Here is a 25,648-nt window from a genome sequence, read left to right as displayed (position 1 = left end):
CAGCCCGGGTGGGCTGCGCAGCTTGTTCCGGCCGAGCGTAAACAGGTTCTACGCGGCGCTGTCTGCCATACGTTGCCACAAGGAGTAATACACCTGCCCGGATTTTTGCTCACGGTGCAGGCGCCAGCTGCCGGGCAGGCCCAGGGTCGATGGCGCGGTTTCGCTTTCGGTGTAGATCCAGGCGTCGTCCGCCAACCAGCCGCGTTCCTCCAGCAGGGCGCAGGCGGCGGGCAACAGGTTCTGGTTGAACGGCGGGTCAAGGAACGCCAGGTCGAACGGCGTCGCCGGCTGGGTTTCCAGGTAGCGCAGGGCGTCAGCGGTCTGCGCCTGGCCCACGGTGCAACGCAGCGTTCCCAGGTGCTCGCGCAGGCTGGAGACCGCTACGTTGCTGCTGTCCAGGGCCAGCCCCGAGGCGGCGCCGCGGGACAGGGCTTCAAGGAACACCGCCCCGCTGCCGGCGAACAGGTCGATGACCTTGGCCCCGGCCACATAGGGGGCCAACCAGTTGAACAGGGTTTCGCGCACCCGGTCCGGGGTCGGGCGCAGCCCCGGCAGATCGGGGAAGCTCAGCTTACGGCTGCGCCATTCGCCGCCGATGATGCGCAGCTGGCCCACGCCATTGTGCTGGTTGTGGACGGGCTTCTTGCTGGGACGGGCTGGACGGGCCATCAGTGCTCCGGAACCCCGAGCGGCTGCTCGGCGGGTTTGTCAGTGGGGGGCGGCAACGGCTTCTGCGCGACGGTGGGGCCGGCGCTGACGATGACCATCTTGTCGACGCCGAGGTGTTTGTTCATGGCGGCCTTGACCTGTTCCACCGTCAGTGCCTGGGATTGACGCATGAAGTCTTCCAGGTAGCTCAACGGCAGGTTGTAGAAGCCCATGGCGCCCAGCTGGCCGACGATATCGGCGTTGCTGGCGGTGGACAGCGGGAAGCTGCCGGCCAGTTCACGCTTGGCGTCATCCAGTTCCTTCTGGGTCGGGCCGTTTTTCAGGTAATCGGCGAACACGTCCTGCACCAGTTTCAGGGTGCCTTCGCTCATTTCTGCGCGGGTCTGCAGGTTGATCATGAACGGGCCGCGGGCCTGCATCGGGGTGAAGCCCGAGTACACGCCGTAGGTCAGGCCGCGTTTCTCGCGCACTTCACTCATCAGCCGGGTGCCGAAGCCGCCACCGCCCAGGATCTGGTTGCCCAGGGACACGGCGGCGTAATCCGGATCGTCACGGTCGATCCCCAGTTGCGCCAGCAACAGGTTGGTCTGGCTCGATGGGAATTCGATGTGGCCGATGCTGGCCTTGGGTTCAGTGGGTTGCTCGACCTTCGCCAGGGCCGGGCCTTTGGGCAGGGCGGCGGAGACTTGCGCGGCAATTGCCTCGGCGTCGCTGCGCGACAGATCGCCGACCAGGGCGATCACCACGTTGCCGGCGGTATAGGCCTTGGCGTGGAAGGCCTGCAGTTGCGCCAGGCTGATGCCCGGAACACTCTTGGCGTTGCCCTCGCTGGCATGCGCATAGGGATGGCTGCCGTACAGGCGCTGCATCAGCTCCAGGCTGGCGAGCTTGCCGGGGTTCTGCTTCTGGTACTCGAAGCCGGCGAGCAACTGGTTCTTGATCCGCGCCAGGGAGTCGGCAGGGAAGGTCGGCTTGCCCACCACTTCGGCGAACAGCTCAAGCGCCGGTTCGCGTTTATCCACAGCGCTGAGGCTGCGCAGCGAGACCACGGCCATGTCCTTGTAGGCACCGTTGCCGATATCCGCGCCCAGGCTTTCAAAACCCTGGGCGATGGCGCCCACATCCTTGCCGGGCACGCCTTCGTTGAGCATGGCGTTGGTCAGCAGGGCCAGGCCGGAAGTGTTGCCGTCCTGGCTGCTGCCGGCGGCGAAGATCAGGCGCATGTCGAACATCGGCAGCTCGCGGGCTTCGACGAACAGCACCTTGGCGCCCTCGGCGGTGCTCCAGGTCTGCACATTGAGGTTGCGGTGGCTGGGGGCCTTGCCATCCAGCTCGGCCAGAGACTGCAGCTTCTGGCTGCTCTTGGCGTTGTCCAGGGCCTGGCTGGCACTACTCTCGCCGGAGCGCGACAGGTACAGGCCACCGGCGGTGAGCAGGGCGACCAGGGCCAGGCCCAGCAGGACCGGTGAAGCATTCTTGCGCTTACTCATGAGCGGACTCCTCAGGCAGTACATGGGCCACGCTCATACGCTCCCGGGTGAAATAGGTGCGGGCGGCTTTCTGGATGTCTTCCGGGGTCACGCTTTGCAGTTCCGCCAGCTCGGTGTCCATCAGCTTCCACGATAGGCCGACGGTTTCCAGCTGGCCGATGGCACTGGCCTGGCTGGTGATCGAGTCACGCTCGTAGACCAGCCCGGCAATCACTTGTGCCCGGACCCGCTCCAACTCTGCGGCCGACGGCGGGGTGGTTTTCAGTTGGTCCAACAGGCGCCACAGCCCGGCTTCGGCCTGGGCGATGGTTTTCTTCTTCTGGCTGTTGGGGGTGGCCGAGAGCATGAACAGGCTGTCGCCTCGGGTGTAGGCGTCATAGCTGGTGGAACCGTTGGACAGCAACTCTTCGCCGCGCTCCAGCTGGGTCGGAATGCGCGCGCTATAGCCGCCGTCCAGCAGGGCCGCAGCCAGGCGCAGGGCGTTGACCGAACGCTTGTCTTCAGCTGTGGCGATGCTTGGCACGTTGAAGGCCAGCATCAGGCTCGGCAGTTGGGTCTTCACATGCAGGGTGATCAGGCGCTCGCCGGGTTCGGCCAGCTCCAGGGGGATCTTCGCCGGTGGCACGTCGCGCTTGGGGATGGCGCCGAAATAGCGCTGGGCCAGGGTCTTGACCTCATCCGGGGTGACATCGCCCACCACCACCAGGGTGGCGTTGTTCGGCGCGTACCAGGATTGGTACCAGTGGCGCAGCTCCTCGACCTTCATCCGGTTCAGGTCGGCCATCCAGCCGATGGTCGGGGTGTGGTAGCCGCTGGCGGGGTAGGCCATGGCCTTGAAGCGCTCATAGGCCTTGGACAGCGGCTTGTCGTCGGTGCGCAGGCGGCGTTCTTCCTTGATCACTTCGATCTCGCGGGCGAACTCGTCGGCCGGCAGGCGCAGGCTGGCCATGCGATCGGCTTCCAGCTCCAGGGCCACGCCCAGGCGGTCGCGGGCCAGGACCTGGTAATAAGCGGTGAAGTCGTCGCTGGTGAAGGCGTTCTCTTCGGCGCCAAGATCCCGCAGGATCAGGGACGCTTCACCCGGGCCGACCTTCTCGCTGCCCTTGAACATCATGTGTTCCAGGGCGTGGGACAAACCGGTCTGGCCCGGGGTTTCGTAGCTGGAGCCGACCTTGTACCAGACCTGCGACACCACTACCGGTGCGCGATGGTCTTCGCGGACCACCACTTTGAGGCCGTTGTCGAGGGTGAATTCGTGGGTGGGTTGCGGGTCGGCAGCCAGGGCTGCAAGGGGCAGACAAACTGTGCTGAGCAGCAGGCCTGCAGCGCGGCGGGCTAGAGCATTCATTCGTTTTTAAACCTGTTGGGCTGCCCGCTTGGTCTTAGCCTGTGCGGGCGAGGAGGTGCTAGGATACTGATCCGTTTTACTGGCGGCCACGCCTATCAGGCTTGCACGAATCAGAGTGTGCTTGAGCAGGTTGTATGAGTTACCGGCAAAAAGCCTTGATTTGTCAGCTAAACTTCGACTTTTCGCCGATTTTGCCGTTCCAGTCCTTAAGTAAAATCGATCCTTGAAGTGCTTTTGGGCATTTCGACAACATGTTGCGCGTGAACAAGCTGGATGAAACACAGTCTGTTCTGCATCGAATATTTATTTACCGAAGCGCCCACTGGCGCATCGCTACCTTGAGATAGCCGTCTCCATGTTTGGTTCCAACGACGACAAAAAGACCCCAGCCGCGGCTGGCGAGAAGAAAGGCCTGTTCGGATGGCTGCGCAAAAAGCCGCAGGAACCCGTCGTCGAACAGCCGCAAGTGCCTGTCGAGCCGGTGCCGGCTCCGGTCATTGAAACCGCTCCCAGCGTAGCCCCGACCGAGCCGGTGGTGCTATCGACCGGCGAGCCGGTGCTGCAACCCCGGGTCGAGGCCGAGCCGGTAGCGGCCGTTGCGCCCGAGCTGCCCCTGACTCCGAGCCCGGAGCACAAGCCCTGGCTGACTCTACCGGTAGCGGAAGAGCCGGTGGCCCTGGTGGAGGACGCTCAGGCGGAGCACGTCACTCCGCCGATTCCAGCCCTGGCCCCAGCATCTGAACCGGTGGTCGAAGCGCCGGTTGTCACCCCGGCTCCGGTGCTCGAAGTACAAACGCCGGTAGCGCCGGTATTCGTCGCGCCGGAGCCTGTTGCTCCTGCTCCTGCTCCTGCTCCTGCTCCTGCTCCTGCTCCTGCTCCTGCTCCTGCTCCTGTTGCCGAGCCGGTTGCCCAGGTGGCGGAGCCCGAGCCCGTGGTCGAGCCGGTCCGTCCTGTTGAAGAGAACAAGGTCGGTTTCTTCGCCCGCTTGAAGCAGGGCCTGTCCAAGACCAGCGCCAGCATTGGCGAAGGCATGGCCAGCCTGTTCCTGGGCAAGAAGGCCATCGATGACGAGTTGCTGGAAGACCTGGAAACCCGTCTGCTGACCGCCGACGTCGGGGTCGAAGCGACTTCGGTGATCATCCAGAACCTGACCCAGAAGGTGGCGCGCAAGCAGCTCACCGACTCCGATGCGCTGTACGCCTCGTTGCAGGCCGAACTCACCAGCATGCTCAAGCCGGTGGAGCAGCCGCTGAAAATCGTCGCCCAGAGCAAACCCTTCGTGATCCTGGTGGTGGGCGTCAACGGCGCCGGCAAGACCACCACCATCGGCAAGCTGGCGAAGAAACTGCAGCTGGAAGGCAAGAAAGTCATGCTGGCGGCCGGCGATACCTTCCGCGCCGCGGCGGTGGAGCAACTGCAAGTCTGGGGCGAGCGCAACAAGATCCCGGTCATCGCCCAGCACACCGGAGCCGATTCCGCTTCGGTGATCTTCGACGCCGTGCAGGCGGCCAAGGCCCGTGGTATCGATGTGCTGATCGCCGACACGGCAGGGCGCCTGCACACCAAAGACAACCTGATGGAAGAGCTGAAGAAGGTTCGCCGGGTGATCGGCAAGCTCGACGCCGATGCGCCGCACGAGGTGCTGCTGGTGCTGGACGCCGGTACCGGCCAGAACGCCATCAACCAGGCCAAACAGTTCAACCAGACCGTGGAATTGACCGGCCTGGCCCTGACCAAACTCGATGGCACTGCCAAAGGCGGGGTGATCTTCGCCCTGGCCAAGCAGTTCGGTCTGCCGATCCGTTATATCGGGGTCGGTGAAGGCATCGATGACTTGCGTACTTTTGAAGCAGAACCCTTTGTCCAGGCACTGTTTGCCGAGCGGGAGCGTTCATGATTCGTTTCGAACAGGTCGGTAAGCGCTATCCCAATGGCCACGTTGGCCTGCATGAGCTGAGCTTTCGCGTCCGTCGTGGCGAATTCCTGTTTGTCACCGGCCATTCCGGCGCCGGCAAAAGCACCTTGCTGCGCCTGCTGCTGGCCATGGAGCGTCCGACCTCGGGCAAGCTGCTGCTGGCCGGGCAGGATCTGGGTCAGATCAGCAACGCGCAGATCCCGTTCTTGCGGCGGCAGATCGGCGTGGTGTTCCAGAATCACCAGTTATTGTTCGATCGCACGGTGTTCAACAACGTCGCTCTGCCGTTGCAGATCCTCGGTCTGTCCAAGGCGGAAATCGCCAAGCGCGTGGATTCGGCCCTGGAGCGCGTGGCTTTGTCGGACAAAACCGATCTTTACCCAGGTGATCTGTCCACCGGTCAGCAACAGCGCGTAGGTATTGCTCGAGCCATCGTCCACCGCCCGGCTCTACTGCTTGCGGACGAACCCACGGGTAACCTCGACCCGCGTCTTGCGGCGGAAATCATGGGCGTGTTCGAAGACATCAACCGCCTGGGCACCAGCGTACTGATCGCCAGTCACGACCTGGCGCTGATCGCGCGCATGCGTCACCGCATGCTGACCCTGCAGCGCGGCCGATTGATTGGCGACGGGGAGGCCGGCGTATGAGTGCCACACGTACCCCTAAAGTGGCGGAGCGCGTAGCGCCCAAGGCCTCCGAAGCACCGCCACCGAAGAAAAAGCGCGACGAGGACGACGGTCCGGATTTCGCCACCCTGTTGCATGCCTGGATCGAAAGCCATCGCGCCAGCTTGCTGGACAGCCTGCGGCGCCTGGGCAAGCAGCCCATCGGCAGTTTCTTTACCTGCCTGGTGATGGCTGTGGCCCTGAGCTTGCCCATGGGCCTGTCGTTGCTGCTCAGCAACGTCGAGCGCCTGGGCGGTTCCTGGCAGCGGGCAGCGCAGATTTCGCTGTACCTGGATCTGGGGGCTTCAGCCAGCGAAGGTGAGAAGCTTGGCGAGGAGATCAAGGGCCTGCCTGGTGTAGCGGATGCCGAGTTCATCAGTAAGGAAAAGGCGCTGGAAGAGTTCCAGCAGCAGTCCGGCCTGGGTGAGGCTTTGCGCGAGCTGCCTCACAATCCGCTGCCGGGCGTAGTGCTGGTCACGCCGAGCGAAGTGGACAAGGCGACCCTGGAGGCCTTGCGTCAGCGGTTATCGGAAATGCCCAAGGTGCAACTGGCGCAGTTGGATCTGGTATGGGTCGAGCGGCTGGCGGCCATCCTCAAGCTGGGGGACCGTTTTGTCTTCGGCCTGACGGTGTTGCTGGTTTCTGCATTACTTTTGGTGATAGGCAATACCATTCGTCTTCATATTGAAAACCGCCGCACAGAGATAGAAGTGATTAAACTCGTCGGCGGCACAGACAGCTATGTGCGCCGTCCCTTCCTTTATATGGGCGCGTTGTATGGCTTCGGTGCGGGGATTCTGTCCTGGGGCGTACTGGCGTTTGGCCTGAACTGGCTGAACGACGCGGTGATCGGCTTGGCCGGCTTGTACGGCAGTGATTTTGCCCTGGCGGGGGTGCCGGTTGCTGATGGTCTATCGCTCTTGCTTGGTGCGGTGCTGTTGGGTTATATCGGTGCGTGGATTGCGGTGGCCCGCCACCTGAGGGAGCTGGCACCGAAGTAATGTCATTTTGCTTGTATTGACCTTTCAGAATATTTGGGAACTTGTTTCGCGGTTTCCGGTCAATTTTCGCAGTGCTGAACTGCACGAGTTATGTGAGTCGGAGGTTTTTTCGTATGACCACTTCTTTGCAACCTGCTTACGCATTGGTTCCAGGCGCAAACCTGGAGGCCTATGTGCACACGGTGAACAGCATTCCATTGCTGACGCCCGAGCAGGAGCGTGAACTGGCCGAGAGTCTCTACTATGAGCAGGATCTTGAGGCGGCTCGGCAGATGGTGCTCGCCCACCTGCGTTTTGTCGTACATATCGCCCGTAGCTATTCCGGCTATGGGTTGGCCCAGGCTGACCTGATCCAGGAAGGCAACGTTGGCCTGATGAAAGCCGTGAAGCGCTTCAACCCGGAAATGGGTGTGCGCCTGGTGTCCTTTGCGGTGCACTGGATCAAGGCGGAAATTCACGAGTTCATCCTGCGTAACTGGCGGATTGTGAAAGTCGCGACCACCAAGGCTCAGCGCAAGCTGTTCTTCAACCTGCGCAGCCAGAAGAAGCGTCTGGCCTGGCTGAACAATGAAGAAGTGCATCGCGTGGCGGAAAGCCTGGGCGTCGAGCCCCGTGAAGTGCGCGAGATGGAAAGCCGTCTGACCGGCCAGGACATGGCCTTCGATCCGGCTGCTGAAGCGGATGATGACAGCGCCTTCCAATCGCCGGCCAACTACCTGGAAGACCATCGCTACGACCCGGCGCTGCAACTGGAAGATGCCGATTGGAGCGACAACTCCACCCACAACCTGCACGAAGCGCTGGAAGTGCTGGACGAGCGCAGCCGTGACATCCTCTACCAGCGCTGGCTGGCCGAAGAGAAAGCCACGCTGCACGACCTGGCGCAGAAGTACAACGTTTCGGCCGAGCGTATCCGCCAGCTGGAAAAGAGCGCGATGAACAAGTTGAAGCTGTCCATCGCCGCTTAAGCCTGAAGCGTCATGCAAAACGCCCCGAGATGATCGGGGCGTTTTTGTTTGCGCGTCTTTTGTAGGGGCCGGCTTGTCGGCGAATAGGCCTGGTTTACCTAACCCGCCCACGGCGCTTTACGGGCTTCATTCAACCGATTCAGGTAATCGGCCCCACCCAACTGGCTCATCTGCCGCCGAACCCAGCCCGCCCGCTGCATCACATAAGTGCTGGGCCGCGCTGCGCTCCACACCCTTGGATTGGGCAGGACAGCGGCCAGCAGGCTGGCTTGCTGGCGCGACAGGTTGGCCGCGCTGACGCCGAAGTGATGGCGCGCCGCGGCTTCTGCCCCGAACACCCCTTCATCCCATTCGACACTGTTGAGGTAGACCTCAAGAATCCGCTGCTTGGGCCAGAACACCTCGATCAGCGCGGTGAACCAGGCTTCCAGCCCCTTGCGCAAGTAGCTGCGGCCGGACCAGAGGAACAGGTTTTTCGACACTTGCTGACTCAGGGTGCTGGCGCCACGGATCGAACCGCCCCGTTCGTTGTGGATCAACGCTGCCTGGATTGCATCGATATCGAAGCCCCAGTGCTCGGGGAATTTCTGATCCTCGCCGGCGATCACCGCCACCTTGAGGTTGTCGGAGATTTCATCCCAAGGCTTCCAGGTGCGTTGCAGGTCGATGGGGTCGTTGTCGATCCAGGATTCGACCTTGCGCTCCACCATCAGGGCGGTGCCCGGCGGCGGCACAAAACGGAACAGCAGCACCAGCAGCACGCTGCCGACGACGAACCACATCAAGGCTTTTACAAGGCGACGAAACAGATAACGCAGCATAGAGATGGCTTGGCCGAACCCGTTGAGCGCGCCATTATACAGACCCTTTGCGCTGAATCTGACTGGAGTTCCTCATGTTGCGTGGCTTCCTGATGCTGGCCGCTTTCTTCGGTTTCACCGGGGTCGCCCTGGGTGCCTTTGCCGCTCACGGTCTGAAAAACCGCCTGAGCACCGAGTACCTGGCTATTTTTCATACAGGGGTCACTTACCAGCTGGTGCATACCCTGGCGCTGTTCGGCGTCGCCTTGCTGGCGGCGCATATTCCAGGGCGGCTGGTGACCTGGGCCGGCATCGCGTTCACCCTGGGCATCCTGCTGTTTTCCGGCAGCCTGTACCTGTCGACCCTGAGCGGCATCAGCAAGCTGGGCATCATCACTCCTTTCGGTGGCCTGGCCTTCCTGGTTGGCTGGTTCCTGCTGGGCCTTGCCGCCTGGCGCCTGCAAGGTGCTGGCTGACGCTTGTAGCTGACCTTTAGGTCACGATCGGGCTAGAATGCTGGCCCCTAAAAATGATGGCGGCCTTGAGCATGCGCATTCAGTTGAACGGTGAATCCTTTGAACTGCCCGACGGCTCGACCGTTGCGGCCCTGCTGACCCGTCTGGACCTGACCGGACGCCGGATCGCGGTGGAACTCAATCTGGATATCGTTCCGCGCAGCCAGCACGCCGAGACCGCCCTCAACGAGGGCGACCAGGTGGAAGTGGTCCACGCCATCGGCGGCGGCTAGCCACTGGCGTCAATCGCGCTGCTACGTATTCTGCGCAGCGCCCTGGCCCGACTCCGGGCCTCTCCCATGGAAGACGCGTTCACCGGCCCCGGAATGAGGGCTCCAGGGCCCCGGGCCTGATGAAGAATTCTGCAAGAACCTCACCCCAACAGAGGATTTCCGATGAGCAACGTTCGTAGTGACAAGCCTTTCGTCCTGGCCGGTCGGACGTACCAGTCGCGTTTGCTGGTAGGCACCGGCAAGTACCGCGACATGGAAGAAACCCGCCTGGCCATCGAGGCCTCGGGTGCCGAGATCGTCACCGTCGCCGTGCGCCGGACCAATATCGGCCAGAACCCGGGCGAACCGAACCTGCTGGATATCCTGCCACCGGATCGCTACACCATCCTGCCCAACACCGCCGGCTGCTATGACGCGGTGGAAGCCGTGCGTACCTGCCGCCTGGCTCGCGAACTGCTGGACGGCCACAACCTGGTCAAGCTGGAAGTCCTGGCCGACCAGAAGACCCTGTTCCCCAACGTGCTGGAAACCCTCAAGGCCGCCGAAGTGCTGGTCAAGGAAGGTTTCGACGTGATGGTCTACACCAGCGATGACCCGATCATCGCTCGCCAACTGGCGGAAATGGGCTGCATCGCGGTCATGCCCCTGGCGGGCCTGATCGGCACCGGGCTGGGGATCTGCAACCCGTATAACCTGCAGATCATCCTCGAAGAAGCCAAGGTTCCGGTGCTGGTGGATGCCGGTGTCGGCACCGCCTCCGACGCCACCATCGCCATGGAGCTGGGCTGTGAGGCGGTGCTGATGAACTCGGCCATCGCCCACGCGCAGCAACCGGTGCTGATGGCCGAAGCCATGAAACACGCAATTGTCGCGGGCCGCCTCGCGTACCTCGCCGGTCGCATGCCGAAGAAACTCTATGCCAGCGCCTCCTCGCCGCTGGATGGTCTGATCAAGTAAGAGCCATTGATGACTGAATCAAACGACACGCCAATCCAGCCGGAAGCCGGCGACGAGCGCCAACACCGCCGTATCAAGAGTTTCGTGATGCGCGCCGGGCGCATGACCGAAGGCCAGCAGCGCGGCCTGGACCAGGGCGCGCCGCTGTACGTGCTGCCCCTGGCCGACGCCCCGGTGGACTACGACCAGGTGTTCGGCCGTTCAGCGCCGCGCTCTTTGGAAATCGGCTTCGGCATGGGCCACTCGCTGCTGGAAATGGCCGCGGCGGCTCCGGAGCAGGACTTCATTGGTGTGGAAGTTCACCGTCCGGGCGTCGGTGCGCTGCTCAATGGCGTGCTGACTCAGGGCCTGACCAACCTGCGGGTCTACGATTGCGACGCCATTGAAGTGCTCAATCGCTGCATCGCTGACAACAGCCTGGATCGGCTGATGCTGTTCTTCCCCGATCCTTGGCACAAGAGCCGGCACCACAAGCGCCGCATCGTCCAGGCCTCCTTCGCCGAGCTGGTGCGCAGCAAGCTCAAGGTGGGCGGCATTCTGCACATGGCCACCGACTGGGAGCCCTATGCCGAATACATGCTGGAGGTGATGAACGTCGCCCCGGGTTACCGCAACCTGGCCGAAGACGGCAAGTGCGTACCGCGCCCGGCCGAACGCCCGATCACCAAGTTCGAGCGTCGTGGCGAGCGCCTGGGTCATGGCGTGTGGGATCTGAAGTTCGAAAAGCTCGACTGAGCCCCGTGCAGCCGCTGTTGTAGGCGCTGGTTTGCTAGCGAAGGTGCCCTTAGGACGCCTTCGCCAGCAAGCTGACTCCTACAGGACTTGGATGAAACTCACCGGCACCTGGTCGGTCAGCCACACCCCATTCTCTGCCTGATAGAAAGTGAAACCCTGGGCCTGCATGGCCTGGGCGTCGATCTGCAGGATCACCACCTTGCCGTAACGCTGGCCCACGGCCCGGGCGGTGTCGATTTCCTGGGACAGGTGCACGTGATGGCGTGAGCCCGGGATCAGCCCCTTCTCATTGATCGACTCCATGAAGCGCGTGGCAGTGCCGTGGTAGAGCACGGCGGGTGGTTGCTTTGCCTCAAGCTGCAATTGCACGGCCTTGTTGGAGTGTCCCTGAACGGCACGAATTCGCTGGCCGTCGGCGGAGAGGGCGAAGCGCTTTTTGTCGTTGCCTTCGACCACCTGCTCGATCAGTTCCCGGTTCAGTTGCCGGCCGTTCTTGGCCGCGCCGCTGATCAGCGCGTCGATATTGCCCCACCCTTGGCTGTCCAGCTCAAGACCGATGGCCTGTGGCTCGTGGCGCAGCACGTAGCTGAGGAACTTGCTGGTGTCCTCGATGATTTTCTTGCTCATGTTCTTCCTTGATAACGGGGGCAGCCGTTGGATTGCGTTCGCCGGCTTGCCGGCGAAGGGGGTCGACAGGTCAGCGACGATCAGCGACCACGCCAATCAGCACCAATACCACCAGCAGCACTGGCGCCAGGCTGTAGTTGTTGAACTGACTTAGGCCGCGGACGATCCACGGCGTGGCATAGATCAGCGCCAGGCCGCTGCCGACCATGCACAGCAAGGCCATCAGCGGCACGCGCAGGGCGCCGGCGATGCCGCCCAGGCGTTGCTCGACCCAGCCCTTGATGTCCGCGCCGAACAGCACCAGCAGACAGCCCACCAATGCCAGGGCGATTTCCGAGAGGTTGCTGCGACTCCAGCGGGACACGGTGGCAAGCAGGTCGAGTACCAGATCCATGTGATTTCCTTAGATCAGAAAGTATTGCAGCAGGTCATTGAGGAAGAGTTGCCCGCGGGCCGTGGCCGCCAGGCGTGACGGTTCGACCTGCAACAAGCCACTTTGTTCGGCCTGGCGCCGACCTTCGGCAAGGCTGGCCAGATCCAGGCCGGTGCGTTGGGCGAACAGCGCCGCGTCCACACCGTCGGTAAGGCGCAGAGCGTTCATCAGGAACTCGAACGGCAGCTCCTCGTTGCCCAGGGCCTTCTCGCCGGCCTTGAACGGCTTGGCCGGGTTCAGGTAGTCCTTGGGCAGGCGGGTCTTCCAGGTGCGCAGAATGCGCCCGTCCGGGTGGCTGAGCTTGCCGTGGGCACCGGCACCGATGCCGATGAAGTCGCCGAAGCTCCAGTAGTTCAGGTTGTGCCGCGCCGCGCGTCCGGGCTGGGCGTAGGCCGAGACTTCGTACTGGGCGTAGCCATGCTCGGCCAGCAGTGCTTGGCCGGCTTCCTGGATATCCCACAGGGTGTCGTCTTCCGGCAGCACCGGTGGCTGGTTCCAGAACACCGTGTTGGGTTCCAGGGTCAGCTGATACCAGGACAGGTGGGTCGGCTTCATGGCGATGGCCTGACGCAGATCGCCCAGGGCATCGTCCAGGGACTGATCCGGCAAGCCGTGCATCAGGTCCAGGTTGAAGTTGTCGAATCCGGCCTGGCGCGCCATGCCGGCGGCGCGAATCGCTTCGTCACCGTTGTGGATGCGGCCCAGGGCCTTGAGCTTCTGTTCCTGGAAGCTCTGGATGCCGATGGACAGGCGGTTGATTCCCAGGGCGCGATAGGCGGTGAATTTCTCCTGCTCGAAGGTCCCGGGGTTGGCTTCCAGGGTGATTTCGATATCGCTGGCGAAGGCGATGCGTTGTTCCACGCCCTGGAGCAGCCGCCCCAGGGCCTGGGCGCTGAACAGGCTCGGAGTACCGCCGCCGAAGAAGATCGAACTCAGCTCGCGGCCATGCACCGCGTGCAGCTCCAGGTCGAGGTCGGCCAGCAGGGCGTCGACGTACTCTTCTTCCGGCAACGTTGGGCTGGCGGCGTGGGAGTTGAAATCGCAATAAGGGCACTTGCGTACACACCACGGGATGTGGATGTACAGCGCCAGGGGCGGCAACTGGGGCAGCGCCGCCCGAGGCGTTGGCGCGCCGCCGAGAATCAGCGGCGACGCGGATCGGTCCTGGCTCATTTCAGGCCCAGGCGTTGCCGCAGAATGGCCATGGCGCGGGCGCGGTGGCTGAGCTGGTTTTTCTCCACGGGGCCCAGCTCGGCGCTGGAGCAGTCACGTTCCGGCACCCAGAACAGCGGGTCGTAGCCGAAACCGTGTTCGCCACTGGCGGCGGTGAGGATGCGCCCGTGCCACAGGCCTTCGCAGAGGATCGGCAACGGATCGTTGGCGTGCCGCACCAGGGCCAGGACGCAGACGAACTGCGCGCCGCGTTGCTCCTCGGGCACATCCTTCAGGGCTTCGAGCAGCTTGGCGTTGTTCGCCGCGTCGCCCTGGCCGTCGGCATAGCGCGCCGAGTAGATGCCCGGCGCGCCGCCGAGAAAGTCCACAGCCAGGCCGGAATCGTCCGCCAGTGCCGGCAAGCCGGAAATGCGCGCGGCATTGCGCGCCTTGAGGATGGCGTTTTCGACGAACGACAGACCGGTTTCTTCCGGCTCGACGCTGCTGAACTCGCCGATCGAGCGCAGTTGCACCGAGGCGCCGAGCATGGCCTGGAGTTCTTTGAGTTTGCCGGCGTTGTGGCTGGCCAGTACGAGTTGCGTGAGGTTCATTATTCGCCCGGGAATAGCTCTTGGTTGAAGCTGAAGCTGTTGGTGTCACCGCCCGTTTGCACGGTGATGGTGAACGTACGGTTTTCTTGCTGTTCCACCGGGAACTGGGCGATGTAGTAGATCGCGCCCTGTTCGGTGATCTGGCGGAATTTCAGGGGGATGCTCTTGCTGGTCAGGTCCTTGACCGTACCGCTGACCTGGCCGACCAGCGGCTTGCCATCCTTGATCAGGGAGACGTTGATCACGCCCTGGTTCTTGCTGCGAACCAGCTCTGCCGCCCTGGCGATGTCAGGCTGCAGGTAGGTGGAGTTGAAGGTGTTGTAGTGCACGGTGATGTCACCGAACACTTCCTTGCGTTCGCCCTTGATCGGGTCCGCGGCCAGGGCGCTCAGGCTCAGGCAGGCGGCCAATAGAAATGTAACCAGACGTCCCATGGTGGTTCTCCTCGATGCAACGTGGTTTATACCGCGACTTTGTGATCCTGCAGGCCGGGACTGCTGACGCGGTAGATGCCGATCTCTCCCAACAGATTAGGCCATAGCTTACTGGCCCACCCGTGGCGGTGTTGTTGATCGACGGCAAGGCGGTTGATCACCCGGGCTTGCCGCTCGCGGCACAGCTCTTCGAAGTCCTCGAAGGTGCAGAAGTGGATGTTCGGCGTGTTGTACCAGGTGTACGGCAGGAACTCCGAGACCGGCATCCGACCCTTGCTGGCCAGGTACCAGCGGCAGCGCCAGTGGCCGAAGTTGGGGAAAGTGATGATGCACTGGCGGCCGACCCGGAGCATTTCGTCGAGGATCTTGTCCGGGTAGTGCACGGCCTGCAGGGCCTGGGTCATGACCACGATATCGAAGCTGTTGCTGGCGAAGTTGCCCAGGCCCTTGTCCAGGTCCTGCTCGATCACGTTGATGCCCTTGGCCACGCACTCGGCAATGTTGTCCGGGTCGTTTTCCAGGCCGTAGCCGGTGACTTGCTTGTGTTCCTGCAGCCAGCTCAGCAGCTCGCCGTTACCGCAGCCCAGGTCGAGGACGCGGCTGCCGGCGGGGATCCATTCCTGGATGATTTCCAGATCGGCTCTCATCGAGTCCTCACAAGGTAATGCGGTTCATGTAGTGACTAAAGGCCTGCAGGTAGCGCGGGATCGGGATCAGGAAGGCGTCGTGCCCCTGGGGTGCGTCGATCTCCAGGTAGCAGACGTCCTTGCGCGCCGCCATCAGCGCGTCCACCAGCTCCCGGGAACGGGCCGGGGAGAAGCGCCAGTCGGTGGTGAAGGACATCACGCAGAACTTGGCGCTGGCGTTGGCGAAGGTCTTGGCCAGGTCGTCGTCGAAGTTCGCCGCCGGGTCGAAATAGTCCAGGGCCTTGGTCATCAGCAGGTAGGTGTTGGCGTCGAAACGCCCGGAAAACTCTTCGCCCTGGTAGCGCAGGTAGCTTTCCACCTGGAATTCGACGCTGTGGAAGTCGTAGTTGAGCTTTTCGCTCTTGAGGCCGCGGCCGAATTTCTCGCCCATGGAGTCATCGGACAGGTAGGTGATGTGCCCGACCATGCGCGCCAGCATCAGCCCGCGCTTGGGGATCACGCCTTGTTCCTGGAAGGAACCGCCGTGGAACTCCGGGTCGGTGAGAATCGCCTGGCGTGCCACTTCGTTGAAGGCAATGTTCTGCGCCGAGAGCTTGGGGGCCGAGGCGATGGCCAGGCAGTGCCGTACCCGGTCCGGGTAGGTGATGGTCCATTGCAGGGCCTGCATGCCGCCCAGGCTGCCGCCGATCACCGCCGCCCACTGGGCAATGCCCAGGCGGTCCGCCAGGCGCGCCTGGCTGTGCACCCAGTCTTCCACGGTGAGCACCGGGAAGTCGGCGCCGAACGGCTTGCCGGTTTCCGGATTGAGGCTGCTGGGGCCGGTGGAGCCGTTGCAACCGCCGAGGTTGTTGAGGCTGACCACGAAGAACTTGTTGGTGTCGATCGGCTTGCCGGGACCGATGCAGCTGTCCCACCAACCGGGTTTGCGGTCATCAACGCTGTGGTAGCCGGCGGCGTGGTGATGGCCGGACAGGGCGTGGCAGATCAGCACCGCGTTGCTGGCGCTGGCGTTGAGCTGACCATAGGTTTCGTAGATCAGGTCGTAGGCCGGTAGCGCGCGTCCGCAGGCCAGGGCCAGAGGATCGCTGAAGTGCGCTATTTCTGGCGTGACCAGACCAACAGAATCGGGGGGAAAGGCAGTTGGCATCGACCCTGCTCTCATTTAAATGAGGCGTAAGTCTAAAGACCGCTGCCCCCAGCGGCAAGCAAAGCCCGGGGCTGTATTTGGTTGGAGAAATGGCGGGGTGAGATTCGCTGGCAAGCCAGCGCCTACAGCGGACCTGGGGCGTAGGAGCCGGCTTGCCGAAGAATCAGGCAGGGCGCGCCAGCCCCGGCAGATCCGGCAGCTTCTTCGGCGCTTGCAGGCGCACGCGCTTCTGCCGGTTCAACTCGCCACTGACCAGGCTGACGTGGCTCTTGGGAATGCCGAAAGCCTTGGCCAGGAACGCCATCAAGTGAGCATTGGCCTTGCCCTCCACAGGCGGGGCGGTGAGGCGGATCTTCAGCCGCTCCCCATGCAGGCCAGCGAACTCGTCGTTGCTGGCCTTGGGTTGCAGGTGACAATCGAGAATCAGATCGTCACCGTCCCAGCGGAAGTAGCTCATCAGATCAGCCCGAACAACTCAGGGGGCATGAAGGTGTAGAGCGCCAGGCGCGGAATCAGCCACTGTTGCACCAGCTGGATCACGATGAAGGCCAGGATTGGCGAGATGTCCAGGCCGCCCAGGTTGGGCACGATGCGCCGGAATGGGGCCAGCAGCGGCTCGCTGATCTGGTAGGCCAGTTCCGCGCCCGGGCTCTGGCTGCCAGGAGCGACCCAGGACAGGATCACGCTGATGATCATGGCGAAGAACCAGATCTTCAGGAACAGCGCGAAGATGCCGATCGGCGCCCACAGCAGCAGGCCCAGGGCATTGAAGGAGATTTGGCTGAGGGTCAGGACGATGGCGAACAGCACCATTTGGACGATCAGGGCCAGGACCAGTGAGGACATGTCGAGCCCGAACATGCTGGGGATCACCCGGCGCAGGGGTTTGAGCAGTGGCTGGGTGGCGCGCACGATGAACTGGCAGATAGGGTTGTAGAAGTTCGCCCGCACCACTTGCAGCATGAAGCGCAGCAGGACCACCAGCAGGTACAGGCTGCCCAGGGTCTGAATCACAAAAATGGCAGCGTCGTTGAGTCCGAACATTATCGATTCCTTTGTAGGGGCGAGTTAACGACCGAGTTGTTCGGCCATTTCGGCCGAGCGGTGCGCGGCGGCACCCAATGCTTTTTCCACCAGGGCTTCAAAGCCGTTGGCCTGGAACGATTTGATCGCGGCTTCCGTGGTGCCGGCCGGCGACGTCACGCGGCGGCGCAGCTCGGCGGCGTCGACGTCACTGGACACTGCCATGTGAGCCGCCCCCAGGGCGGTCTGCAGGGTCAGTTGGGCGGCGGTTTCCCGAGGCAGGCCGAGCTTTTCGCCAGCGGCGGTCATGGCTTCGATCAGCAGGAAGAAATACGCCGGGCCGCTGCCGGACACCGCGGTCACAGCGTCCAGTTGCTGCTCTTGATCCAGCCACAGGGCGATGCCCACGGCGGACAGCAGTTCTTCGGCCTGATGGCGCTGTTCAGGGCTGACCTGGGCGGTGGCATACAGGCCGCTGACGCCCTGGCGCAGCAGCGCCGGGGTGTTGGGCATGCAGCGCACGATCGGTTGCTCGCCGAGCCAGTGGTTCATGCTGGCGCAGGTGATGCCGGCGGCAATGGACACCACCAGCTGCTGCGGCTGCAGGCTCGGGCGCAGGGCTTCGCACACGGCTTTCATGGCCTGGGGTTTGACCGCCAGGACGATCACATCGACGCCGGCGATGGCTTCGGCGTTGTCGGCGAACACCTGGATGCCATGTTCGGCAGCCACCTTGGCCCGGGTTTCGGCGCCGGGGTCACTGGCACGGATCTGTGCCGCCTCAAGGCCTTTGGCCCGCAGGCCACCGATGAGGCTGGCCGCCATGTTGCCGGCGCCGATAAAAGCGATACGAGTCGTGTTCATGACAGGTCCTTATGAGAGGTCAGTGTCAGTCGCATCAGGACTGACTGTAGTCGCGGGCACCAAACAGTGCGGTACCGATCCGCACCCAGGTGGCGCCCTGGGCGATGGCCGCTTCGAGGTCGTGGCTCATGCCCATGGAAAGGGTGTCCAGGGGCAGCTTGAGGTTGTCGCGCAGTTGGTTGTTCAGGGCCTGCACCGCCGCGAAGGCGGCTTCCTGGGCGGCGCGGTCCTCGGTGGGCTCGGGAATCGCCATCAGCCCGCGCAGTTGCAGGCGTGGCAAGGCGCTGATGGCCCTGGCCAGGTCTGGCAGGTCGGCCGGGGTACAGCCGGACTTGCTGGCTTCGCCACTGACATTCACCTGGATGCAGATGTTCAGCGGTGGCAGTTCGGCGGGGCGTTGCTCGGACAGGCGTTGTGCGATTTTCAAGCGATCCACGGAATGCACCCAGGCAAAATGCTCGGCAATGGCGCGAGTCTTGTTCGACTGAATGGGGCCGATGAAGTGCCAACTCAAGGGCAGGTCCGCCAGTTCCTGTTGTTTGCCCAGGGCTTCTTGCAGGTAGTTCTCGCCGAAGTCCCGCAGGCCGGCGGCATAGGCTTCGCGCAGGGCGGCGGCGGGTTTGGTCTTGCTCACGGCCAGCAGCATGACGCTGTCCGGGGCACGCTGTGCGGCCTGGCAGGCGCTGCGGATACGCTCGGCTAGCTGGGCAATGTTGTCTGCTATCGTGGACATTCGATTTCTTCTCAAAAGTACCGGCGACCGGGAGCCTGTGACCTTGGCCGCCAACCGCCGCATGAATCCACCAGACCCTGATTGTCGACCGGCCCGAGCATCGCTCAAGGGCCGCGCCGGTCATTGCCCGGCATGGCGGCTGGGTCTGAAGCTCGCGGCATTCTACTGGAATTGGGGGGCACTATGGACATCACCGAACTCCTGACTTTGAGCATCTCCCGGGGCGCTTCCGACCTGCATCTGTCTGCCGGACTGGCGCCGATGCTGCGCATTGATGGCGATATTCGTCCGCTGGACAGCCCGGCCCTGGATGCACAGCAGGTGCTGTCCTTGATGCATGGGCTGATGAGCGAGCCACAGCGGCAGGTGTTCGCCAGCCAGCAGGATCTGGACTTTGCCTACGAACTGCCGGGCGTGGCGCGGTTTCGGGTCAATGCCTTCCAGCACGTCCGGGGAGCGGCTGCGGTGCTGCGCCTGATCCCGTCACGGGTACTGAGCCTGGAGGCGTTGGGACTGGGGCAAGTGTTTCAGCAGATTGCCGAAGCGCCCCGGGGGCTGGTGCTGGTCACCGGGCCCACCGGTAGCGGCAAGTCCACCACCTTGGCGGCGATGATCGATCACCTGAACCAGCATCGGCAGCAGCACATCCTCACCCTCGAAGACCCCATCGAGTTCATTCATCCGCAGAAAAGTTGCCTGATCCACCAGCGCGAAGTGCCGCGTGATACCCGCAGTTTCGCCACCGCCTTGCGTGCGGCGCTGCGGGAGGACCCGGACGTGATCCTGCTGGGAGAGTTGCGCGATCTGGAAAGCATTCGCCTGGCCCTGACCGCCGCCGAAACCGGGCACCTGGTGTTCGCCACCCTGCACACTGCATCCGCGGCCAAGAGCATCGACCGGCTGGTGGACGTGTTCCCGGGGGAGGAAAAGGCCTTGGTGCGCTCGATGCTGGCCGAGTCGTTGCAGGCGGTCATTGCCCAGGTGTTGCTGAAGAAAGTGGGCGGTGGGCGGGTGGCGGCTCACGAAATCATGCTCGGCAATGCGGCGATCCGTAACCTGATTCGCGAGGACAAGGTGGCGCAGATGTATTCGGCGATCCAGACCGGCGGGGCCCAGGGCATGCGCACCCTGGACATGAGCCTCAAGGCATTGCTGGGGCAAGGGCTGATCAGCCGAGAACAGGCGCGGGATCAGGCCCGGATGCCGGAGAGCTTTTGACAGGGCTGGAAATGCATTCGCCGGCAAGCCGGCTCCTACAGGTGGGTGTAGGAGCCGGCTTGCCGGCGAATGGGCGAATCAGCAGATCAGCGCTGCACGACCCGCAGAGGTGCCTGTTCCTTGGGTAGGACCCGCTTGGCAACCACGTAGTGGCTCTGCCAGTAGGGTTTCTTCAGGGTGTCGATGGTCACTGCCTTGCCGCGCCGTGGGGCGTGGATAAAGCGGTCTTCGCCCAGGTAGATGGCGACGTGGTTGACCTTGCGGCTCTTGATGTTGAAGAACAGCAGATCGCCCGGCTTCAGGTCCTTGCGCTCGACCTTCTGCCCGTGGCCGCTGGCCATGGCGTTGGAGGTGCGTGGCAGGTCCACGGCGGCGACGTCATTGAAGGCGTAGCGCACCAGGCCGCTGCAATCGAAGCCTTTACTTGGGCTGCTGCCGCCCCAACGATAGGGGGTGCCCAGCACATTGACCGCACGGCTGAGGACAGTGGTGCTTGGCCGGCCGGCGTTGTTGGCCACCAGCTTGCTGTCGGCCTTGCTCAGGCGGGTGGGGTGCTTGATGGTGGTCTTGTTCTTGGCAGTGACCGTCGAAACATGGGGTTTCGGGGTGTAGCCATTAACGTTGGGAAGTCGTTGCTCACGGTTGGTGGCGTGGGCGGCCAGTGGCATTAATAGGCAAATGGTTAGCCATGTCTTGAAAAATGGTCGCATTAGGCAAGGCTCTTATTTGGTTAGCGCGCAACTTTATAACAGCTTTCAGGTCACTTCCGTGGCCGTTTGTCGATTCAACCTTGGGGTCAACTTCGGCAAAGAGGTGGCAACTTGACGCAGAAAACCGTCAGAAGTCAGGCAGTACAAGGCTTTGGCGGAACAGAAGGTAACATTGTCCACACGTCGAAAGCCTGTAAAAAAGTCACAAAGATTTTAAGAATATTTATCTATCACCTAGCAAGAGGCTCTTAATGAACACCTATCGTCAGGATGCATCCGCCCATGACACCCACAGCAAGGTGATCGGTTACCTGTTGTGGATTCTCGGTTTTACCGGCGCTCACCGCTTCTATTACGGCAAGCCGGTGACCGGGACCATTTGGTTCTTCACCCTTGGTCTATTGGGCATTGGCTGGCTGATCGACTTGTTCCTGATCCCGTCCATGGATCGGGAAGCGGACTTGCGCTTTACCTCTGGTCCCGTGGAATACAGCGTGGCCTGGATTCTGCTGACCTTCCTCGGGGTATTTGGCGTACATCGCATGTACCAGGGCAAATGGTTGAGCGGTGTGCTCTACCTGTTCACCGGTGGTTTGTTCTTCCTGGGGGTGCTGTACGACTTCTGGACCCTGAACGACCAGGTCTCCCTGGAAAACGCCAAACGCCGTTGACCCAGTCAGCGGCGCAGGCGGTGATGGCGTTGCATGTAGCTGTTGCCGCAGGCCGCCATCAGGAGCGGCGGCTCCTTCGGAGCCGTTCGCAGCCTGCGGCAGCGGTTACAGGGCGCCAGCCAGGCAATCAGCCTTGATAGCTGATATGCCCATCCACCAGGGTGTAGCGCACCGCGCCCGGCAGGCTATGGCCGAGGAACGGGCAGTTCTCGCCCTTGGACAGCCAGCGCTCGCCGGCCACGGTGGAACTGGCCGGGTCGAACAGCACCAGGTCCGCTGCGCCACCTTCCACCAGCTTGCCCGCCGGCAGGCGCAAGGCCTCGGCAGGACCAGCGCTGAGGCGCGCCAGCAGGGTCGGCAGGTCCAGTAAACCGTCCTGAACCAGGGTCAGGGCCAGTGGCAGCAGCAACTCGACGCTGCTGATGCCGGGCTCGGTGGCCCCGAACGGCGCCAGCTTGGCATCGCGCTCGTGGGGCTGGTGATGGCTGGAGATGGCTTGCACCACCCCGGACTTCACCGCTGCACGCAGGGCATCACGGTCGGCCCGCGAGCGCAGTGGCGGCTGCACGTGATACAGGCTGGAGAAGTCGATCAGCGCCTCATCGGTGAGGATCAGCTGATACAGCGCCACATCGGCGGTCACTGGCAGGCCGCGGGCCTGGGCCTGGGCGATCAGCTCAACGCCCCGGGCGCTGGTCAGCTGGCTGAAGTGAGCGCGCACGCCGCTTTGTTCCACCAGCAGCAGGTCCCGGGCCAGGGCCACGGTTTCCGCGCTTTCGGGAATCCCCGGCAAACCGAGGAAGCTGGCGGTAGCACCTTCATGGGCCAGGCCGCCTTCGGCCAGGTCGCGGTCCTGGGAGTGGAAGATCACCGTCAGGTCGAAGGTGGCGGCGTATTCCAGGGCACGGCACAGGGTGCGGGTGCTGCGAAAACCGTCCAGACCGTTGCCGAAGGCCACGCAGCCGGCGTCACGCAACGCGATCAGCTCAGCTAACTGCTCGCCCTCCAGGCCCTTGCTCAAGGCGCCGATGGGGAACACCTTGCTGTTGCCGGCTTCCCGGGCGCGGTCGAGGATCAGTTCGGCCACGGCCGAGGTATCCAGTACCGGTTTGGTGTGCGGCGGGCAGCACAGACTGGTGACGCCACCGGCCGTGGCGGCGCGGGTTTCGCTGGCAATGCTGCCCTTGCGGCTGTAGCCCGGCTCGCGCAGGGCCACGCTCAGGTCCACCAGGCCGGGCGCGGCCACCAGGCCCTTGGCGTCGATGATAGTGACGGCATTGAAACCATTGGGTGCGGCGCCGATGGCGACGATCTTGCCGGCTTCCAGGTGCAGATCAGTGGTTTGATCCAGGCCGCTGCTTGGATCGATGACGCGGGCGCCGAGAATGCTGAGCTTCACTGGGCGTTCTCCTGCTCGAATTGTCGCTGGGCGGTCTGCCCGCTCATGGCCATGGACAGTACCGCCATGCGCACTGCAATGCCGTAGGTCACCTGATTGAGGATCACCGAGTGCGGACCGTCGGCCACCGCCGATTCGATCTCCACACCGCGATTGATCGGGCCCGGGTGCATGACGATGGCGTCGGGCTTGGCCCCGGCCAGGCGTGCGGTGGTCAGGCCGAACAGGCGGTAGAACTCGCCTTCGCTGGGCAGCAGGCCGCCCTGCATGCGTTCACGCTGCAGGCGCAACATGATCACCACGTCCACGTCTTTCAGGCCTTCGGTCATGTCGGTGTAGACCTTGACCCCGTACTGCTCGATGCCGATCGGCAGCAGGGTTTTCGGTGCGATCACGCGGATGTCCGGGCAGCCGAGGGTCTTGAGCGCCAGCATGTTCGAGCGGGCTACCCGCGAGTGCAGGATGTCGCCGACGATGGCCACCGAGAGGTTCTCGAAGCCGCCCTTGTGCCGGCGGATGGTCAGCATGTCGAGCATGCCCTGGGTCGGGTGGGCGTGACGGCCGTCGCCGCCGTTGATGATCGCCACTTGCGGGCACACGTGTTCGGCGATGAAGTGCGCGGCGCCGGAGTCGCCGTGGCGTACCACGAACATGTCGGCGGCCATGGCTTCCAGGTTGCGCAGGGTGTCCAGCAGGGTTTCACCCTTGCTCGCCGAGGAGGTCGAGACATTCAGGGTGATCACGTCCGCCGACAGCCGCTGGGCCGCCAGTTCGAAGGTGGTGCGGGTACGGGTGGAGTTCTCGAAGAACACGTTGCACACGGTCTTGCCGCGCAGCAGCGGGACTTTCTTGACCGCCCGGGCGCCGACTTCGAGGAAGGAATCGGCGGTGTCGAGGATTTCTGTCAGCAGCTCGCGGTTCAGGCCGTCGAGGGACAGGAAATGGCGCAGCTGGCCCTGATCGTTGAGCTGCAGCGGGCGCTTGGCGTCTAGAGGCGTCATCGCAATGGACTCTTAAAAGGGCGAGTTAGAGGGCGAGGTCTTGGAGCTCGAGTTGAAGCGGCGCAGGACCGGACAATTTTACCCGCTCGTGGGCGGCCAGCGACAGGGTCGCGCCCACCACATTCGGACGAATCGGCAGCTCGGCGGCGTTCAGGTCCAGCAGGCAGACCAGGGTCACGCTGGCTGGACGGCCATAGTCGAACAGCTCGTTGAGGGCGGCGCGGATGGTCCGGCCGCTCATCAGCACGTCATCGATCAGCACCAGATGCTGGCCTTCGATCTCGAACGGCAGTTCCGAAGGGCGAACTTGCGGGTGCAGGCCGTTCTGGCTGAAGTCGTCGCGGTAGAAGGACACATCCAGGGTGCCCAGGGAGGCGTCGCTGCCCAGGGCTTCCAACAGGGCCTGGGCCACCCACACGCCACCGGTACGGATACCGATGAAGCGCGGCTCGCTGATGGCGCGCTGGGCCAGGTGGGCGTTGAGATCAGTGGCCATCTGGCTGATCAGGGCGGCGGGATTGGGCAGGCTCATGGTGGCTCCTTCGTGGGCTCGCGCCTGCTGCCGGGCAGCAGGGCACGGGAACTTACGGCTGGTGTTGGGCCAGGAGGCGCGCAGCCTTGGGCCGCGCATCTTCAGGATTCGGGATCTCAGGTATTCAACAGCGTGGCGTTTTCGTCGAGCCAGCCCTGCAGCAGCAGGGCTGCGGCGATGGCGTCTACCGGGTTGTCGCGGTAACTGCCTTTCTGCCCGCCCCGGGCCAGGCGTTCGCCCTTGGCCTCGAAGGTGGTCAGGCGTTCATCGTGGGTATAGAAGGGCACATTGAAGCGGCCGTTCAGGCGCCGGGCGAACTTCTCGGCGCGCACGCACATGTCGCTGGGGCTGCCGTCCATGTTCAGGGGCAGGCCCACCACCACGGCGTCGGGTTTCCATTCCTTGATCAGGGCTTCCACCTGATTCCAGTCCGGCACGCCGTTCTGCGCCTTCAGGGTGCACAGCTCCCGGGCCTGGCCGGTGATGGCCTGACCCACAGCAACGCCGATCTGCTTGGTGCCGTAGTCGAAGCCCAGGATCAGTCGCAAGGCCATCAGGCGTGCCCCGCCTGGCTGGTGAGCAGGCTGAGGTTGACCCCCAGGTGCCGGGCGGCGGCTTCCAGGCGCAATTCGCTGCTGGTGTTGAACAGGATGTGGGCGTCGAAGGGGCAGGTCAGCCAGGCGTTGTCCGCCAGTTCGGCTTCCAGCTGCCCGGCTTCCCAGCCGGCATAGCCCAGGGCGATCAGGCTCTTGGCCGGGCCCACGCCGTCGGCAATGGCGAACAGCACATCCTGGGAGGTGGACAGGGACAGCCCTTCGAATTCCACCGTGGCCTGATAGATCGGGCCGTTGGGGTGCAGGACAAAGCCGCGATCAGTCTGCACCGGGCCGCCGCTGAAGATCGGCACATGCTGGCACAGCAGCGACGGTTCTTCGTCGGGGCGCAATTGTTCGAGGATATCGGCCAGGCTCAGGTCCAGGGGCCGATTGATCACCAGGCCCATGGCGCCGCTGGCATTGTGCTCGACGATATAGGTCAACGTCTGGGCAAAATTCGGGTCGGCCATATGGGGCATGGCGATCAGGAAGTGATGCTTGAGATAGCTGGGGCTGACATTTTTCATGAGCGCTAGTGTGGCGGTGGCGGG

31 protein-coding genes are annotated in these 25,648 nt (G+C 63.3%); 10 read left to right on the top strand and 21 right to left on the bottom strand.

All coding sequences use genetic code 11. The annotated features are described in order from the left end of the window. Window positions 1–48: 48 nt before the first annotated feature. The 3 genes from rsmD to WIN67_RS29045 are packed head-to-tail and all read right to left on the bottom strand — an operon-like array spanning window position 49 to window position 3,507. Complete coding sequence (rsmD, locus tag WIN67_RS29055; protein ID WP_102862094.1) at window positions 49–669, bottom strand: 16S rRNA (guanine(966)-N(2))-methyltransferase RsmD; 621 nt, start codon at window positions 667–669, stop codon at window positions 49–51. Beyond that, a complete protein-coding gene (locus WIN67_RS29050) occupies window positions 669–2,159 on the bottom strand; it encodes a M16 family metallopeptidase (RefSeq protein WP_170001797.1) in 1,491 nt (496 codons plus the stop codon). Before WIN67_RS29050 ends, rsmD begins: the two co-directional genes overlap by 1 nt. Then, a complete protein-coding gene (locus WIN67_RS29045; protein ID WP_339070369.1) occupies window positions 2,152–3,507 on the bottom strand; it encodes a pitrilysin family protein in 1,356 nt (451 codons plus the stop codon). Before WIN67_RS29045 ends, WIN67_RS29050 begins: the two co-directional genes overlap by 8 nt. Before the next feature lie 355 nt (window positions 3,508–3,862). Between WIN67_RS29045 and ftsY the strand changes: the two genes are divergently transcribed. From ftsY to rpoH, 4 genes are all read left to right on the top strand, one after another. Next, window positions 3,863–5,404, top strand: a complete 1,542-nt coding sequence (gene ftsY, locus WIN67_RS29040; protein WP_339070368.1) for a signal recognition particle-docking protein FtsY — start codon at window positions 3,863–3,865, stop codon at window positions 5,402–5,404. Continuing rightward, a complete protein-coding gene (gene ftsE, locus WIN67_RS29035) occupies window positions 5,401–6,072 on the top strand; it encodes a cell division ATP-binding protein FtsE (protein WP_016967614.1) in 672 nt (223 codons plus the stop codon). Before ftsY ends, ftsE begins: the two co-directional genes overlap by 4 nt. After that, entirely contained in the window at window positions 6,069–7,091 is a 1,023-nt protein-coding gene (ftsX, locus tag WIN67_RS29030; RefSeq protein ID WP_102862090.1) for a permease-like cell division protein FtsX, read from the top strand. The genes ftsE and ftsX overlap by 4 nt, the downstream gene beginning before the upstream one ends. 113 nt (window positions 7,092–7,204) lie before the next feature. Beyond that, the gene (gene rpoH / locus WIN67_RS29025) at window positions 7,205–8,059 is read left to right on the top strand and encodes an RNA polymerase sigma factor RpoH (protein WP_016967616.1); all 855 of its coding nucleotides are present in this window, start codon (window positions 7,205–7,207) and stop codon (window positions 8,057–8,059) included. A 98-nt stretch (window positions 8,060–8,157) separates the two neighbouring features. Here rpoH and mtgA read toward each other — a convergent pair whose 3' ends face one another. Next, entirely contained in the window at window positions 8,158–8,880 is a 723-nt protein-coding gene (mtgA, locus tag WIN67_RS29020; protein WP_102862089.1) for a monofunctional biosynthetic peptidoglycan transglycosylase, read from the bottom strand. 74 nt (window positions 8,881–8,954) lie between these two features. On the opposite strand from mtgA, the gene WIN67_RS29015 reads away from it, so the two are divergent. The 4 genes from WIN67_RS29015 to trmB all read left to right on the top strand — a co-directional run bounded on the left by WIN67_RS29015 (window position 8,955) and on the right by trmB (window position 11,299). Beyond that, the gene (locus WIN67_RS29015) at window positions 8,955–9,335 is read left to right on the top strand and encodes a DUF423 domain-containing protein (RefSeq protein WP_339070367.1); all 381 of its coding nucleotides are present in this window, start codon (window positions 8,955–8,957) and stop codon (window positions 9,333–9,335) included. A gap of 71 nt (window positions 9,336–9,406) precedes the next feature. Then, window positions 9,407–9,607 (top strand): sulfur carrier protein ThiS, encoded by a 201-nt coding sequence (gene thiS / locus WIN67_RS29010; protein WP_162884096.1) that lies wholly within the window; start codon window positions 9,407–9,409, stop codon window positions 9,605–9,607. Window positions 9,608–9,769: 162 nt separating this feature from the next. Next, entirely contained in the window at window positions 9,770–10,564 is a 795-nt protein-coding gene (locus WIN67_RS29005) for a thiazole synthase (protein WP_007921204.1), read from the top strand. 9 nt (window positions 10,565–10,573) lie between these two features. Next, the gene (trmB, locus tag WIN67_RS29000; RefSeq protein WP_102862086.1) at window positions 10,574–11,299 is read left to right on the top strand and encodes a tRNA (guanosine(46)-N7)-methyltransferase TrmB; all 726 of its coding nucleotides are present in this window, start codon (window positions 10,574–10,576) and stop codon (window positions 11,297–11,299) included. Window positions 11,300–11,377: 78 nt separating this feature from the next. Here the strand turns inward: trmB and WIN67_RS28995 are convergent, their stop codons facing one another. The 11 genes from WIN67_RS28995 to WIN67_RS28945 all read right to left on the bottom strand — a co-directional run bounded on the left by WIN67_RS28995 (window position 11,378) and on the right by WIN67_RS28945 (window position 18,970). Then, a complete protein-coding gene (locus tag WIN67_RS28995) occupies window positions 11,378–11,926 on the bottom strand; it encodes an RNA 2'-phosphotransferase (RefSeq protein ID WP_306398746.1) in 549 nt (182 codons plus the stop codon). 70 nt (window positions 11,927–11,996) lie between these two features. Continuing rightward, window positions 11,997–12,320: a DUF3392 domain-containing protein gene (locus WIN67_RS28990; RefSeq protein ID WP_011064021.1), complete on the bottom strand. Its 324-nt coding sequence runs from the start codon at window positions 12,318–12,320 to the stop codon at window positions 11,997–11,999. 9 nt (window positions 12,321–12,329) lie between these two features. Continuing rightward, window positions 12,330–13,532 carry a radical SAM family heme chaperone HemW gene (hemW, locus tag WIN67_RS28985; RefSeq protein WP_110652428.1) on the bottom strand — a complete coding sequence of 401 codons (1,203 nt, stop codon included), beginning with the start codon at window positions 13,530–13,532 and terminating at the stop codon, window positions 12,330–12,332. Then, window positions 13,529–14,125 (bottom strand): RdgB/HAM1 family non-canonical purine NTP pyrophosphatase, encoded by a 597-nt coding sequence (rdgB, locus tag WIN67_RS28980; protein ID WP_339071745.1) that lies wholly within the window; start codon window positions 14,123–14,125, stop codon window positions 13,529–13,531. The genes hemW and rdgB overlap by 4 nt, the downstream gene beginning before the upstream one ends. Then, window positions 14,122–14,556 (bottom strand): DUF4426 domain-containing protein, encoded by a 435-nt coding sequence (locus WIN67_RS28975; RefSeq protein ID WP_102881169.1) that lies wholly within the window; start codon window positions 14,554–14,556, stop codon window positions 14,122–14,124. The genes rdgB and WIN67_RS28975 overlap by 4 nt, the downstream gene beginning before the upstream one ends. 26 nt (window positions 14,557–14,582) lie before the next feature. Continuing rightward, window positions 14,583–15,203 (bottom strand): methionine biosynthesis protein MetW, encoded by a 621-nt coding sequence (gene metW, locus WIN67_RS28970; RefSeq protein WP_011064017.1) that lies wholly within the window; start codon window positions 15,201–15,203, stop codon window positions 14,583–14,585. A gap of 7 nt (window positions 15,204–15,210) precedes the next feature. Next, window positions 15,211–16,350 carry a homoserine O-succinyltransferase MetX gene (metX, locus tag WIN67_RS28965; protein WP_102862082.1) on the bottom strand — a complete coding sequence of 380 codons (1,140 nt, stop codon included), beginning with the start codon at window positions 16,348–16,350 and terminating at the stop codon, window positions 15,211–15,213. 163 nt (window positions 16,351–16,513) lie between these two features. Beyond that, complete coding sequence (locus WIN67_RS28960) at window positions 16,514–16,807, bottom strand: DUF167 domain-containing protein (protein WP_110594334.1); 294 nt, start codon at window positions 16,805–16,807, stop codon at window positions 16,514–16,516. Continuing rightward, window positions 16,807–17,394: a YggT family protein gene (locus WIN67_RS28955; protein ID WP_123389936.1), complete on the bottom strand. Its 588-nt coding sequence runs from the start codon at window positions 17,392–17,394 to the stop codon at window positions 16,807–16,809. Before WIN67_RS28955 ends, WIN67_RS28960 begins: the two co-directional genes overlap by 1 nt. A 24-nt stretch (window positions 17,395–17,418) precedes the next feature. Then, the gene (gene proC / locus WIN67_RS28950) at window positions 17,419–18,237 is read right to left on the bottom strand and encodes a pyrroline-5-carboxylate reductase (RefSeq protein WP_102862079.1); all 819 of its coding nucleotides are present in this window, start codon (window positions 18,235–18,237) and stop codon (window positions 17,419–17,421) included. A gap of 34 nt (window positions 18,238–18,271) precedes the next feature. Beyond that, window positions 18,272–18,970: a YggS family pyridoxal phosphate-dependent enzyme gene (locus WIN67_RS28945; protein ID WP_170001809.1), complete on the bottom strand. Its 699-nt coding sequence runs from the start codon at window positions 18,968–18,970 to the stop codon at window positions 18,272–18,274. A 183-nt stretch (window positions 18,971–19,153) separates the two neighbouring features. Between WIN67_RS28945 and WIN67_RS28940 the strand changes: the two genes are divergently transcribed. Then, a complete protein-coding gene (locus tag WIN67_RS28940) occupies window positions 19,154–20,188 on the top strand; it encodes a type IV pilus twitching motility protein PilT (protein ID WP_110594336.1) in 1,035 nt (344 codons plus the stop codon). Between the two features lie 86 nt (window positions 20,189–20,274). On the opposite strand, the gene WIN67_RS28935 is transcribed toward WIN67_RS28940, so the two are convergent. Then, window positions 20,275–20,898: a C40 family peptidase gene (locus tag WIN67_RS28935; protein ID WP_102862076.1), complete on the bottom strand. Its 624-nt coding sequence runs from the start codon at window positions 20,896–20,898 to the stop codon at window positions 20,275–20,277. Window positions 20,899–21,149: 251 nt separating this feature from the next. On the opposite strand from WIN67_RS28935, the gene WIN67_RS28930 reads away from it, so the two are divergent. Then, window positions 21,150–21,569, top strand: coding sequence for an NINE protein (locus tag WIN67_RS28930; protein WP_102862075.1), 420 nt, complete (start codon window positions 21,150–21,152; stop codon window positions 21,567–21,569). A 127-nt stretch (window positions 21,570–21,696) separates the two neighbouring features. On the opposite strand, the gene WIN67_RS28925 is transcribed toward WIN67_RS28930, so the two are convergent. The 5 genes from WIN67_RS28925 to WIN67_RS28905 all read right to left on the bottom strand — a co-directional run bounded on the left by WIN67_RS28925 (window position 21,697) and on the right by WIN67_RS28905 (window position 25,624). Next, window positions 21,697–22,968 (bottom strand): dihydroorotase, encoded by a 1,272-nt coding sequence (locus tag WIN67_RS28925; RefSeq protein WP_267269059.1) that lies wholly within the window; start codon window positions 22,966–22,968, stop codon window positions 21,697–21,699. After that, window positions 22,965–23,969 carry an aspartate carbamoyltransferase catalytic subunit gene (locus tag WIN67_RS28920; protein ID WP_011064007.1) on the bottom strand — a complete coding sequence of 335 codons (1,005 nt, stop codon included), beginning with the start codon at window positions 23,967–23,969 and terminating at the stop codon, window positions 22,965–22,967. Before WIN67_RS28920 ends, WIN67_RS28925 begins: the two co-directional genes overlap by 4 nt. A gap of 25 nt (window positions 23,970–23,994) precedes the next feature. Continuing rightward, window positions 23,995–24,501: a bifunctional pyr operon transcriptional regulator/uracil phosphoribosyltransferase PyrR gene (gene pyrR, locus WIN67_RS28915; protein ID WP_273922834.1), complete on the bottom strand. Its 507-nt coding sequence runs from the start codon at window positions 24,499–24,501 to the stop codon at window positions 23,995–23,997. A 116-nt stretch (window positions 24,502–24,617) separates the two neighbouring features. Beyond that, the gene (ruvX, locus tag WIN67_RS28910; RefSeq protein ID WP_016964942.1) at window positions 24,618–25,055 is read right to left on the bottom strand and encodes a Holliday junction resolvase RuvX; all 438 of its coding nucleotides are present in this window, start codon (window positions 25,053–25,055) and stop codon (window positions 24,618–24,620) included. Then, window positions 25,055–25,624 (bottom strand): YqgE/AlgH family protein, encoded by a 570-nt coding sequence (locus WIN67_RS28905; RefSeq protein ID WP_339070366.1) that lies wholly within the window; start codon window positions 25,622–25,624, stop codon window positions 25,055–25,057. Before WIN67_RS28905 ends, ruvX begins: the two co-directional genes overlap by 1 nt. Window positions 25,625–25,648 lie beyond the last annotated feature (24 nt).

Source organism: Pseudomonas idahonensis, assembly GCF_037903935.1.
In the GTDB taxonomy this organism is placed as follows: domain Bacteria; phylum Pseudomonadota; class Gammaproteobacteria; order Pseudomonadales; family Pseudomonadaceae; genus Aquipseudomonas; species Aquipseudomonas danubii.
Note: the sequence above shows the minus strand (reverse complement) of the source record. Positions and strands in the feature narration are given on the sequence as shown.